14 protein-coding genes are annotated in these 13,027 nt (G+C 52.8%); 10 read left to right on the top strand and 4 right to left on the bottom strand.

What is annotated here, in order from left to right; translation table 11 throughout:
• The first annotated feature begins 73 nt into the window (after positions 1–73).
• From Pelsub_RS05590 to Pelsub_RS05570, 5 genes are all read left to right on the top strand, one after another.
• Positions 74–859 (top strand): hypothetical protein, encoded by a 786-nt coding sequence (locus Pelsub_RS05590; RefSeq protein WP_116224705.1) that lies wholly within the window; start codon positions 74–76, stop codon positions 857–859.
• A 276-nt stretch (positions 860–1,135) separates the two neighbouring features.
• Positions 1,136–2,086, top strand: coding sequence for a sensor histidine kinase (locus tag Pelsub_RS05585; protein WP_116224706.1), 951 nt, complete (start codon positions 1,136–1,138; stop codon positions 2,084–2,086).
• A 195-nt stretch (positions 2,087–2,281) separates the two neighbouring features.
• Entirely contained in the window at positions 2,282–3,301 is a 1,020-nt protein-coding gene (locus Pelsub_RS05580) for a hypothetical protein (protein WP_126440407.1), read from the top strand.
• Between the two features lie 19 nt (positions 3,302–3,320).
• Complete coding sequence (locus Pelsub_RS05575; RefSeq protein WP_116224708.1) at positions 3,321–3,812, top strand: hypothetical protein; 492 nt, start codon at positions 3,321–3,323, stop codon at positions 3,810–3,812.
• 9 nt (positions 3,813–3,821) lie between these two features.
• On the top strand, positions 3,822–4,541 hold the full coding sequence (locus Pelsub_RS05570; RefSeq protein WP_116224709.1) for a response regulator transcription factor: 720 nt from the start codon (positions 3,822–3,824) through the stop codon (positions 4,539–4,541).
• Between the two features lie 95 nt (positions 4,542–4,636).
• Here the strand turns inward: Pelsub_RS05570 and Pelsub_RS05565 are convergent, their stop codons facing one another.
• Entirely contained in the window at positions 4,637–4,924 is a 288-nt protein-coding gene (locus Pelsub_RS05565) for a muconolactone Delta-isomerase family protein (protein ID WP_116224710.1), read from the bottom strand.
• A gap of 185 nt (positions 4,925–5,109) precedes the next feature.
• Here Pelsub_RS05565 and Pelsub_RS05560 point away from each other — a divergent pair, with 185 nt between their 5' ends.
• Positions 5,110–5,820 (top strand): GNAT family N-acetyltransferase, encoded by a 711-nt coding sequence (locus Pelsub_RS05560; protein WP_116224711.1) that lies wholly within the window; start codon positions 5,110–5,112, stop codon positions 5,818–5,820.
• On the opposite strand, the gene Pelsub_RS05555 is transcribed toward Pelsub_RS05560, so the two are convergent.
• On the bottom strand, positions 5,802–6,578 hold the full coding sequence (locus tag Pelsub_RS05555; RefSeq protein ID WP_116224712.1) for a ceramidase domain-containing protein: 777 nt from the start codon (positions 6,576–6,578) through the stop codon (positions 5,802–5,804). The genes Pelsub_RS05560 and Pelsub_RS05555 overlap by 19 nt on opposite strands.
• A gap of 85 nt (positions 6,579–6,663) precedes the next feature.
• On the opposite strand from Pelsub_RS05555, the gene wecC reads away from it, so the two are divergent.
• The 4 genes from wecC (at position 6,664) to Pelsub_RS05535 (ending at position 10,177) form a co-directional block, all read left to right on the top strand.
• Positions 6,664–7,944 carry a UDP-N-acetyl-D-mannosamine dehydrogenase gene (wecC, locus tag Pelsub_RS05550; protein ID WP_232528619.1) on the top strand — a complete coding sequence of 427 codons (1,281 nt, stop codon included), beginning with the start codon at positions 6,664–6,666 and terminating at the stop codon, positions 7,942–7,944.
• Entirely contained in the window at positions 7,945–9,072 is a 1,128-nt protein-coding gene (gene wecB, locus Pelsub_RS05545; RefSeq protein WP_116224714.1) for a non-hydrolyzing UDP-N-acetylglucosamine 2-epimerase, read from the top strand.
• 102 nt (positions 9,073–9,174) lie between these two features.
• Positions 9,175–9,666, top strand: coding sequence for a nucleoside 2-deoxyribosyltransferase (locus Pelsub_RS05540; protein ID WP_116224715.1), 492 nt, complete (start codon positions 9,175–9,177; stop codon positions 9,664–9,666).
• A 1-nt stretch (position 9,667) separates the two neighbouring features.
• Positions 9,668–10,177, top strand: a complete 510-nt coding sequence (locus Pelsub_RS05535) for a nucleoside 2-deoxyribosyltransferase (RefSeq protein ID WP_158674994.1) — start codon at positions 9,668–9,670, stop codon at positions 10,175–10,177.
• Between the two features lie 343 nt (positions 10,178–10,520).
• On the opposite strand, the gene Pelsub_RS05530 is transcribed toward Pelsub_RS05535, so the two are convergent.
• Together Pelsub_RS05530 and proB are read right to left on the bottom strand one after the other, a co-directional pair.
• On the bottom strand, positions 10,521–11,780 hold the full coding sequence (locus tag Pelsub_RS05530) for a glutamate-5-semialdehyde dehydrogenase (protein ID WP_116224717.1): 1,260 nt from the start codon (positions 11,778–11,780) through the stop codon (positions 10,521–10,523).
• A gap of 18 nt (positions 11,781–11,798) precedes the next feature.
• Positions 11,799–12,914 carry a glutamate 5-kinase gene (gene proB, locus Pelsub_RS05525; protein WP_116224718.1) on the bottom strand — a complete coding sequence of 372 codons (1,116 nt, stop codon included), beginning with the start codon at positions 12,912–12,914 and terminating at the stop codon, positions 11,799–11,801.
• Positions 12,915–13,027: the final 113 nt, after the last annotated feature.

Here is a 13,027-nt window from a genome sequence, read left to right as displayed (position 1 = left end):
AAAAACATCCATATTAAAATGGACCGGTGTAAAGTGAAGGCAACCAACCAATATTCATAACAATGGAGGAATCATGAAAAAATTCTGTGCGATCATTTTGCTGGTCCTGCTGGCCAGCTGCAGCAGCCCCGCCGCGGAAAGCCCCACGGCTGCTCCGACGGAAGTGCCGGCTACCGAAACTGCCGCACCCGAACCGACTGCCACGCCAAAACCCGCGCCGGACATGGGTGAGCGGGACACCGTTGTAAACCAGTTGTTCATCAATCCTTCGGTAGTCTTCAGTGAGAACCAGGCGGCCATGGCCGAGAATGAAGGCGGACAATTCGGTTACATAGAAGGCAAGCACTACAACGCTGAAGAGGATGTATTCGAATTCACCGCCGGCGGGGATGGGGGCTACTTCGGGCTCAATACCGCCTTGTCAGATTTCGGCGGCAGTTTTTCACAGGGCGTTTGGATGCAATTTCAGCCCCCGGCAAGCAGAGGCGAATTCTATATCAACCTTTTCAATCCCAATGATGAACTGTATATCAACTTCCAAGACCAGGACCGTCCCAGTTTCGTGCAGTTCTCGAAAGCTTATCAAGACCTGTTCAAAGGCGACCTGACTTTGCAAGAGGGAAAAACCTATAACCTGGTTTTTGGGTTGAGCAGCAATGCTGAGTTTATCGCCAAGATCTGGGAACAAGGCAACCTGGAAAACCAGGCAAATTACTTCGTTAATCTAGACGATAGCGGTAATGGGGACGCGTTCAAAGACGCAAGCTTCAAATTCAACCTGAATATTGCCAATGGGAATACCCTCAAGGTCTATCAATACGAGATCCTGACCTTTGACGGTATTCAACCTCAGGAATAAGGATTTTCGCGTACACCCTGACTCATAAGTTAAACGGCAGGTCTATGATACCTGCCGTTTTATTTAACCCTTTTTTTACACATATTTTTGGCATCCATACGATATGCGCATACAGGATGTGCATATTGATTCACAAGGGATTACTTTCCCAACATCGCAATCCCCACACACAAAACCTTCATATTCATGTGAAATCAACCGAACTCGCAATTATCTATAATAAAATATACGGGACGACAGTCCGACCACTCAACGAGACTACCTGATGAAGAATTCATGAAAATCGGAAAATTTTCCACATACATCCCCGCCCTGCTGTCCCTGGTCTTTGGCCTGGCCGCCGCCCTGATTATTAAAATCAAATTCGGCCAGAATATCCCAGTCCTTTTCATCCATATTGATATCGCCAGTTTGCTCATTTTTGTGAGCGTCCTGGTCAGCCTGACTTTCTTTTTATACCTGCGCCTTTCAGTCAAACAGGCTGCTCGCGCCCGGGCATTGTTGAATCACGAAAAAGAGGAACACAAACAATTCCTGATGCGTCTGGACCATGAATTGAAAAATCCGCTCTCCGCCATTAAAACCGCGAACACATATCTGGACCAGCTGGCCGGCGATATCAAACCCAAACGCAGCCAGGCCGATTTCCAAAAGAGCCTGACCCAGATCGGCGCGTTAACCGAACGCATCAACCGGTTGATTTTGGATCTGCGCAAACTGGCCGAACTGGAAACTTATGAAATTGAATTAATGCACGTCAATATCCATCAATTGCTGGAACAATTGGCCGCAGACGCCTCCACCAACCCGGCCGGAGCGAACAAAGAGATGATCCTGTCACTGCCAAGCGCCCCCTGGCAGCTGCCCGACCTGTACACGGATGGAGACCTGCTTTACCTGTGCCTCACTAATATGTTGGACAACGCCATGAAATATACACCGGAGAACGGTAACATCGAAATTCGCGCCTACGAAAACCGCGAATCCATTTTTATCGAGATCGCCGACAGCGGTATTGGCATTCCGGTGGAAGAGCTCGACAAGGTGTGGGGCAAACTTTACCGCGCAAAAAATTCACGCGGGGTATCGGGCAACGGGCTGGGATTATCCATCGTAGAAACGATCATGAGAAGACTGGGTGGCAAGTGCGATATTCGCAGCCAGGAAGACAAAGGAACTGTCTTCACTTTGGAACTCCGCAAACAAAAACCTGCCCTGCTGGATTGAAAGGAAGCGTGGAACAAATTCATTATTCGCAAGAATCCCTGAAAAAGAAATTCTGGTTGATCAAACTTTTGGCAGCAGTGTTGCCCTTCATTTTCTGTGCGCAGGAAACACCGGATTCGCTCTCGTAGCAAATTTGTTACAAGCCTTACACCTGAGATTGCGGCAATTTTGAGAAACTATTAACGTGAGGATGAATTGAAGAGAAGAAATATTTGTATCGTGCTAATTACCACAACTCTTTTAATGGCTGGCTGCCAGGAGATCGAGATAAAAGTAATCATGCCGGAAGAAAACGCTTCGCCTGCCGGCACCTCCACCCCTGCCCCATCTATTGAAAGTACAGCCGAAACACAAGCCGGTGTCTTTAACCCGGACGATTATTTCTTCAGTGAATCCGACCTGCCGCAGGACGTGAACTTCGTCGCGGACAATAAAAAGACGATGTTCGTCTCCTACCTGGAGAATCCCGGAACGCTGTACGGCATCGCCCACATCCGCCAATACGACTCCTACGACGCGAACATATTCGTCGCGCAGGACATCATCCAAAGTCCGGTACCCGCCAAGCCGGAAATGCTGCGCACCGGTCATCACGGCAACCTATTCGAAGCCACCCCGCCCGATATGTCCCTGGGCGATTACTCGCTGCGCCTCCATATGCAAAGCGAGACGGAAAACGATTACAGCTATCGCTTTTACAAGAACAACATGATTGTGATCGTTGATCTGCGCGGTTTTCACCCTTTCGTGACCGAAGAAAACGTCTACCGCCTGGCAAAAATAATCTACGACAAGCTGCCTGAGGAATTCCCGATCGCGGAACAGATGGATACACCCTCGCTGGAATTGCAGCCGGAATTGACCGACAAATATTTCTACACCCTGGAAATGACCACCTGCCAGCCGCCTTACGAGGGTACCAACCCGCTGATTGAAACTGAACTGGGCTATTGTTTTCACGCAGACATCATCAGTTTGATCCGCAATTTAAAAGTCGGCCTATACGATGAGCACTATCGTAAAGTGATCTACATGAAAGAGTTTCTCTTCATGCCGCAGATGGGTGAATGGCATACCGGTTTTTTCTTCCCGGTGTGGGGCTATTCCTGGCAGCATCTCCACGAAGGAGATTACCGTGCATTGTTTTGGGTGGACGGCCAATTAGCAGCATCTATTCCATTCACCTATATTAAAAAACCATCACAACCTGAATAAAACAACAGAGGAGAATCACATGTCATACAAAGTCGAAGTATCTCAAACAGCCACATTCCTGGTTAATATCACCTGTGAATCCTGCGGCAATGAATATCAAAGCAAGGCCGCCATCGTCGCAGAACGCACGCTTTTGGATGAATTCAGCCAGCACGGATTGAAACCCAAATTGGACCGTAAAATTGCCAAGTTTAGAAACAACGATTTCAGTGAACTGCCGTCGCTGCCCTGCCCCAAATGTAGCTATTTCCAATCCTGGAACTACGCCGGAAAACAAAAGGAAGTCGCCGAAAGTATCAGCGTAATCGCCGCTTTGGTGATTGCCCTACCGGTATTTATAAACATGGTGAAAGAGAATTTCTTTGCCGCGCTCATTCTATTCGGTCTCAGCGCGGGAGTTCTGATGATGATTCTGAAACCGATCCTGACAATGATCCTGAAAAGTGTTTACAACCCAAATGGGAAGCGAGAAAAGGCAGATAAGACAATCTTTCCGGCCATCCTGAATTAAAGACAGCACATGAGCGAGAAAAATACGCATATCCTGATCGTGGACGATGATAAAGATATCATCAATTCCTTGAATCCCTTTTTGGAACGCTGCGGGTTCGAATGTGAATCCGCGTCCAACGGCGCGTTGGCCCTTAAGCGCATACAAGTCACTCCGCCGGATCTGATCGTATGCGACGTGATCATGCCGGAGATGGACGGACGCGAGTTTCTGCGCCAGATGCGCACCGCCAAGCTCACCATCCCGGTCATCATGCTCACCCAGGTAGGCACCACTTACGAAAAGATCCTGACGCTGGAAGAGGGCGCCGATGATTACATCAACAAACCCTTCGACCCCATGGAATTGGTCGCGCGTATCAAATCTGTGCTGCGCCGCAGCCGGCTTTACCAGCCCTCGCTCACCAATGCCTGGATGATTTCAGCCGGCGACCTGATCGTGAACCGCCAGCGCCGCGAAGCGTATTACCAGGGCGAGCTGCTGCACCTGACCCGGCGCGCCTTCATTCTGCTGGAATACCTGGTCACACACCCCGATGAGGTTCTCAGCCGCGAACGGCTGCTGGAAATCGTGTGGGGCTGGGAAAACGTGGTCGATACGCGCGCGGTGGATTCGCGTATCGTCGAGCTGCGCAAAGCGCTCAAGGACCAGACCGGCGAACCGCGCTATATCGAGACCATTCCCCAACAGGGATATCGCTTCATTCACCCGGTGAAGATCAGCGGGTGATCGATTCCGATATTGGAGAGTGGACAGGATCTGCAACTATTTTATAAACCGAAAGAAGCAGCCGCAAAATGGCTGTCTTTTTTTATGTCAAGCAGTCAGCTAAATAAACGCGCAAAGCCATCATACGGGCGCAGGGGGATGACCTCGAACTCGATCAGGCCTGCGCGTACCAGCGGCAGGTCAGCCAGGATCTCCCTCGCTGTCTCTACGGAATCCGCTTCCAGCATGATCACCGCGGTGTGCTCCTCGGCCGTGAAGTACATCTCGCGAAAGGTCCCTTCCTGCACCAGTTTCCAAGCCGCGCGCGCCTCATCCATAAGATGCGGCTGCACCTCTGCCGGGGTTAAATCCGGTTTTTCTCGTTCCAAAACCAAAATCTTCATCTTATCCAATCCTTGTGTCTGAATTATGGCATATTTTTATAATGCGGGTTAGTATCCTGGAGGATTCTTCCAATATAAGGCAGGTGTAAGCGGCATCTATTACCAACCGAAGAGCATGGTTTATGCACCTGTCTGAATGACGGTTTCTTCAGATTGCCCGATTTATGTCATAATTGGTAATATCAATGAACACTGAAATTCTCAAATGGGATTCTGAATTTTTCGGATTCAAAACCGCGCGCATACTGGACCGGCATCTGGATATAAATCAACTAACCAGCAGCCTGCAAAATCTGCGTTCCAAAAACACGCGCCTGGTTTATTGGGCGTCCTCTGAAGAAGTATCGTTCGATGTGCGTTCGCTCGGAGGACAATTGGTCGATAAAAAAGCGGTCTTTGAAGCAAATTTGGATCAATGCCCGTCATTACCGGTTCCTCCCGGTATTAAGGTAACCGGTTATACACAAGACATTCCCCAGCAAATCATGCTTGATCTGGCTGTACAAGCCGGTGAATACTCCCGGTTCGCGCGCGACCCATTATTCCCGCGGGATAAATTTGTCGCCCTTTATAAAGAATGGATGCGAAAATCGCTCACCCATGAATTAGCAGATGAGGTATTGGTAGCTTTCACAAAAGAGATTCCGGCCGGTTTTGTATCGGTTTCCGGCAGGGAAAGATACGGTGAAATTGGCCTGATTGCCGTGGATGCCGCTTTCCGCGGGGAACATTTAGGCCAGGCTTTGGTATCCGCCGCGCAAAACTGGTACCGCGGGCGCGGCCTCAACCATGCCCGCGTGGTCACCCAAGCCGATAATCAGGCCGCCTGCCGTCTTTATCGCAAATGCGGCTATGAGACCAACCAATTGGAATACTTCTACCATTTTTGGTTATAGGTAGCCCTGCTTGAAATCCTTGCGGGATCATACTCGCAATCCATCGCTTTGAACATCACCCAACCGGCATAGGCGGTTACCAGGTGCCAGATAGCATGCCCCTGGAAAAGGGATTCCGGATAGCACAGCAAGTGCGTTTTATCCAATATCCAGATCAAATATGCCAGCAGGAAGAGCAGATTGGCAATATCGGTCAAACGAACCTCATCTTTCAATTCCGCTTGCCTGCGCGCATAAAGTTCAATCGTGAAAGAAATGACCATCAGAACGGCAAAGAGCATCCCGCGAATAACCGGGAAGATGTAAATTGCAGCCTCAAACAGGATATTTAGAGAAAAATAAATCCAAAGGAATTGCTTCACCGAAAGCTTATGGATGCGCGCGGTTTCAAACAGCACCAGGAATATGCCGATCATGTACATGGAATCATCGTCCAATTCTTCACCTAAAAAGATGAAGGACGCGTGGTAGATGAACGACCCGATCCCGACCGCAACATAAGCAATGCCAAATAAGATCAGAATACGGCGCGGTAAACCTGAAATAGAGGATTGCAATTGGTGTGAAGAGCCGGTTCTCCTGAGAAATACCAGCACCAAAATACCGACCAGGATATAACCCAGGTTGGTATATGCGTTGACAGGCTGGCGGATCAATCCCGTGCCTATCTTCTCGCAAAAACAGGCGTAGGGCAAACAGTCCGCAGGACGGTAGTTGAGCCAGTTAATTCTCAAAATAGAAAGCAGGATGCGCAGCATACTCGTCGTAATTTCCCGATGTTTTTATAATTATAGTGATGAATTATGGGATAATAAAAACCGAAATAATTCAGGAGAAAGCATTTTGGCGTATAAAACTCTTTGCGTTGTTGGATTAGGATACATCGGTCTACCCACCGCCAGCACTTTCGCCACCCATGGACTGCATGTGGTGGGCGTGGATATCAACCCGGAAATTGTCGAAAAACTCAACCACGGCGAGGTGCATTTATTCGAACCGGGCCTGCGCACGCTGGTTCAGGCTGCCGTGCAATCCGGCAATCTGGTCGTGCACAGCCAGCCGGAACCCGCCGACGCATTCATCATTGCCGTTCCAACCCCTTTCAAGGAAGACAAACGGGCTGATTTGGATTTCGTCAAAGCTGCGGCTGAGGCGATTGTGCCGCACCTGAAGTCCGGCAACCTGGTCATTTTGGAATCCACCTCCCCACCGCGCACTACCGTGGATGTGGTCGCGCCTATTTTGGAAAAAAGCGGCCTGAAAGCCGGTACGGATTTCGACCTGGCTTACTCACCCGAACGGGTGCTGCCCGGGCAGATTCTGCGCGAGTTAATTGAGAACGCGCGCGTGATCGGCGGCATCACCCCCGCTTCTGCCCAGGCCGGAAAAGACCTCTATAGTATTTTCGTGACCGGCGACATCATCATGACCGACGCCACCACTGCCGAGATGGTCAAACTCATGGAAAACACTTATCGCGATATCAATATCGCGGCTGCCAATGAATTCGCGCGCCTGGCCGACCAGTTCCAGGTGGATATCTGGGAAGCCATCGCGCTGGCCAACCGCCACCCGCGTGTCAAGATCCTCAACCCCGGCCCCGGCGTGGGCGGCCACTGCATCAGCGTGGACCCCTGGTTCCTGGTGGAAGCGGCCCCCGAGAACGCCCAACTAATCCTCGGCGCGCGCCGGGTGAACGACGAACAACCCGCTTACGTCGTTGATTTTCTGCGCCGCAAGACCGGCGAGTTGAAAGGCAAGAAAATCGCCGCTCTCGGTTTAGCCTACAAAGCGGACGTGGATGACTTGCGTGAATCGCCCGCTATCAGCGCGGTGGAATTACTGCGCGACGCCGGTGCACAGGTAATCACCTACGAACCCTTTAAAGCCGATTTCACGGTGGAAGGTGTACCAGCGGCTACCAACCTGGAAGAGGCTATAAAAGACGCCGACCTGATCCTGCTGCTGGTGGGCCATTCGCAATTCAAGGCGCTGGTCCCGCAGGAAGTCAAAGCCATGACCGCCGCCAGTGTGGTCGTGGATGCCGTCAATGTGTGGGAACGCGCCGCCTGGCAGGCAGCCGGTTTCCGCTATCTGCACATCGGAGATGGAAAGAACAACTAAATGACCAAATTGCGTGTCATGACGGTAATCGGTACGCGGCCCGAAGCCATCAAAATGGCTCCGGTCGTGCAGGAACTGTACCGTCACACGGATATCGAATCCATCGTGGTGGCTACCGCCCAGCACCGCGAGATGCTCGATCAGGTGCTGGCATTATTCCACATCCAACCCGCACGCGACCTGAACCTGATGCGTGCTGACCAAAGCCTGGCGGAACTCACCGCCGCCATTTTCACAAATCTGGATCCGCTTTTGACAGAATACCGGCCTGATTGGCTGCTGGCCCAGGGCGACACCACCACTGTGATGGCCGCGGCCGTATGCGCTTATTACCGTCAAGTCAAATTCGGCCACGTGGAAGCCGGCTTGCGCACCGGCGATAAGCGGCAGCCTTTCCCGGAGGAAGTCAACCGCCGCATGGCCGGCGTGATCGCCGATCTGCACTTCGCGCCTACTGATTGGGCCAGGGATAACCTGCTGCACGAAGGGATAGCTCCCTCGTTGATTAAAGTCACCGGCAATACCATTATTGACGCGCTTAACCAAATCAAAAGCATGCCCATGCCGGCCGAGATCGAAACGCTGCTCAAAGAAAAAAGGATCCTCAATGGAGAACGCGACCTGGTGCTGGTAACTGCCCACCGGCGCGAATCCTTCGGCCAGCCTATTCGCGAGATCTGCGCCGCTCTGAAAGAACTGGCGGAAAAATACGCCAACCAGGTTGAATTTATCTATCCGGTGCACCTCAACCCCAACATCCAGGCGCCTGTACAGGAAATCTTGGGCGACGTGGCTAACATTAGCCTGCTGGCGCCGCTGGAATACCTGCCGCTGGTTCACCTGGAAATGCACGCCAAACTGATCCTGACCGATTCGGGCGGCATCCAGGAAGAAGCCACCGGCCTGGGCAAGCCCTGCCTGGTGCTGCGTGAAAGAACCGAACGCCCGGAGGGCGTGCAGGCCGGCGTGCTTAAATTGGTGGGTACCTCGCGCGAAATGATTGTCAGTTCTGCCAGCAATCTTCTGGACGATCCGGCGGAATACGCGCGCATGGCGCACGCCGCCAACCCTTATGGCGATGGAACTGCCGCGCAAAAGATCGTCTCGGAAATCCTGGCTGCCCGCTAACCCATAATCCATCATCTCCAAAAAAGCACACAAAAAGGCAATTCATGCCCAAATGTAAAAGCTATACTGGTATGATTAACCATCTTTAACTTAGAGGTAATTATGGGCATCAAAATCTACTTCGCAGGACCTTTATTCACCACCTATGAACGGGACTGGATCACTCAGACAGCCAAAGCGCTGCGCGGCGCGGGTATTGATCCTTTCATCCCCATCGAGAACGAATTTCACCCGGAAGATTACCCCGAGTTGTCCCGCCAGAAATTATGTTTCGACAAGGATTTCAGCGGCATCCACAGCGCCAACGTTCTGTTCGTCAACCTGAACGGCTACGAGGTGGACGATGGCACTTCCACCGAGATCGGCGTGTTTTACGCGCTGGCGAAATCCGACCCCGCACGCAAGGGCATCATCGCTTATCACGATGATTGGCGCGCCCAATCCGGCGGCGACGGCAAGGGCTTGAACTTGTTCGTGCGCGGCTGCATTGAGGACATCGGCTTCATCACTTCCAACCTGGATGAGGCCATCGCCCAGATCAGCCAATGGCAGGATGAATTAGCCGCAGATGGTTTGCTTGTGGAGGATAAATAACATGAAAATCTACTTTGCCGCTCCCCAAAACACCCCTTATCAGCGTAATTACGTGCAGTCCTGCGTTCAGCAGTTGCAGGCCGCCGGGCACGAGGTTGCCCTGGCCGCCGACCGCTACATCGACCACCAGCCAGCTTTCGAGGTTGCCCTGGAAGCAGAAGGCGAAAAGCTCTATTCCGACCAAAGCAAGGCTGGACGCTTGGCCAAGAGCGTCTTCGCGGCTGAAGTTTTTCAGGCGAATTACGCCCAATTAGCCGGCGCGGATGCGCTGGTAGCTCTGTTGGACGGCTCCCAGGTGGACGACCGTGTGGCCTGCGAGATCGGTGTCTTCTACGGGCTGATGCGTGAGAACCCTACTAAATTCGGCATCATCGGCCTGGCCACGGATGCACGCTGCCTGCGCCGCCGCGACAGCACTTACGGCGTGAACATTTTTACAGTGGGTACACTGGAAGAGGTTGGCCATGTGGTGGAGACGATTGAGGATGTGATCGAGGCGTTGAAGGGATAGACAGTCCTGCTTGTCGTTGCGAATCCCGGAATTTTTTTGGTAGGTCAGGCATTCTTGCCTGACTTTTTTTTCGAATCCAAAATAATAAGCATGCCTCGGAGGGCAGAGGAGAATGCTTGACCTACAAAAACATAACCCTGTCATCGCGAATTCACCGAATTTTTTGTAGGTCACACATTCCTGTGTGACAAATAATGGATATACAACGGGGAACAGTCAATATACTTAATATTGGTCAGGAATGCCCGACCAACGAACTGCTCAACGTAGGGCGGGATTTAATTTCCTCCAGAAACACCCCTCACCCTTGTCCCTCTCCCCCTAGGGAGAGGGAATTCGCGAATTACTTCCTGACCAGGTAATCCCCCTGCGCCACCCATTTATACGTGGTCAATTCCCGTAATGCCATCGGGCCGCGCGCGTGCAGACGCTGGGTGGAAATGGCCACCTCGGCGCCCAAACCAAACTGTGAACCGTCTGTGAAGCGCGTGCTGGCGTTCACGTACACCGCGGCCGAGTCCACCTCGTTGGTGAAGCGCGCCGCGTGTTCGGCGTTTTCTGTCAGGATGCCGTCCGAGTGGCCGGTGGAGTGCGCAGCGATATGCACCAGCGCCGCTTCCAAACCGTCAACCACTTTGATGCCCAGCACCAGCGACAGCCATTCCGTGTCGAAATCATCCGGCCTGGCTGCCTGGACACTGTCGTCATTTGCCAAATTCGAATCTTTCAGGAAATCCGCGTCCACGCGGAAGGTCACGCCGTCTTTTTTCAGGTAATCCACCAGACGAGGGATGAAATCCGCCGCCAGCTTGCGGTGCACCAACACGGTGTCCAGCGAGTTGCACACGGTCGGCCGCTGAATCTTGGCGTTGCGGATGAGCGGCAGGCTCTTTTCCAAATTCGCGCTCTCGTCTACGAACAGGTGGCAGATGCCGATGCCGCCGGTGATGACCGGGATGCTGGAATTCTCGCGACAGAAACGGTGCAAGCCCACCCCGCCGCGCGGTATGAGCATGTCCACGAAATCGTGCATTTTCAACAGCTGGTTGACTAGAGCCCGGTCGGGGTCATCGATGAACTGCACCACATCCGGTGAAATGCCGGCCGCTTCCAGAGCCTGATGAATGCCGCCCACCAATACACGGTTGCTGCGGATGGTCTCGCTGCCGCCGCGTAAAATGACCGCGTTGCCGCTCTTCAAGGCCAGCGCGGCCACATCCACGGTCACGTTGGGGCGCGACTCGTAGATGACCGCCAATACGCCCAGCGGAATGCGCTGTTTGCGCAGGGATAGTCCGTTTTCCAGCGTCTCTTCCTCGAACACCTCGCCCACTGGATCCGACAGGCTGATGACGTGCCGCAGGTCGGCGGCCATGCCCTCGATGCGCGCCGGGGTAAGCGTCAGGCGGTCGATCAGCGCGTCGGTCAAACCGGCCTCGCGCCCATCGGCTACGTCCTGCTGGTTGGCCGTAGTAATGGGATCAATGTGGGATACCAGCCAATCCGCCAGGTTTTCCAGCGCGCGGTTTTTCTGTTCCGCCGGCAGCAGCGCCAACCCGCGGCTGGCCTGCTTGGCATCCTGGCAAATTTGTTTGATATCCATGTCTCGCTCCCTGTCTCGCTATCCTAAGAGGGTCATATTATTGTGGTGAATGACTTCGTCACCATAGGCAAAACCTAACAAACTTTCAATCTCACTGGAACGTTTACCGGTGATTTTCTTGACATCCTCACAAGCATAATTAACCAATCCAATAGCGCAGTCCTTACCGGCCGGATCTTTCACCCGCACGATATCCCCGCGCTCGAATTTTCCGTAAGCCTCACTGATGCCCACCGGCAGCAGCGAACCGCCCTCGCTCAGTGCGGCGGCCGCGCCCGCGTCGATGCGAATGCCGGCACGCGGTACAGCCCCGGCCAGCATGAAACGTTTGCGGCTTTCCAGTTTATCCACCACGGCATAAATTCTTGTCCCGAGGGCTTCCCCATCCACCAAACGCTGCAGTATCTGCGGCTCCAGGCCGCTGGCAATCACCACTTCAGTGCCGGAGCGGCGCGCGATCTCGGCTGCCTGTAATTTGGTGTGCATGCCGCCCGTCCCCAACCCGTTCTGGCTTCCGCCGGCCGCTTCCCAAATTTCCTTCGGGATTTCTGCGCCGCGTACTTCGCGGATCAGCTGCGCATCTTTGCTGCGTGAAGGGTTGGCAGTATATATCCCCTCCTGGTCGGTCAGGATCACAAGCAAATCCGCTTCCACCAGGTTGGCCACCAAAGCGGACAAATTATCATTATCGCCGATGCGGATCTCGTCTGTGGCGACCGTGTCGTTTTCATTGACCACCGGCACCACGCCCTGCTCCAGCAGCGACTCCAGTGTGTTGCGCGCGTTAATATAACGCTTGCGGTCACTGATGTCTTCGCGTGTCAGCAGCACTTGCGCCACTTTCAAGCCGTAAATATCAAAGATCTGTTCGTATACATTCATCAGGCGCGGCTGTCCGATGGCAGCCAGCATTTGCTTGGCCGGAATGGATTTGGGCAGCGCCGGGTAGCCCAGCCGTTCGCGCCCCACCGCGATCGCGCCGGAAGATACCAGGGCCACCTGATCCCCGCGTTTGATTAACTCCGCCAATTGCTGCGCCAGCGCGGTAATCTGCGGCAAGTGCAGCTTGGAGGTGCCCGCCGTCAGCGTGGAGGTGCCTACTTTAATAATAATGCGTTTCTTATCTGCGTGCATAAATTGCCTTATTTTATCTTTAATTATTGTAGAAGTATAATCCTCACATAATTTTACAGATGAACCCGAATTTAAAAGGTATAATCCCCTTACTTTTAATAACAAGTTGAGAA

Source organism: Pelolinea submarina (assembly GCF_003966975.1).
GTDB classification, from domain to species: domain Bacteria; phylum Chloroflexota; class Anaerolineae; order Anaerolineales; family Anaerolineaceae; genus Pelolinea; species Pelolinea submarina.
The sequence above is the reverse complement of the archived record's forward strand: the minus strand, read 5'-3'. Positions and strand labels throughout refer to the sequence as shown.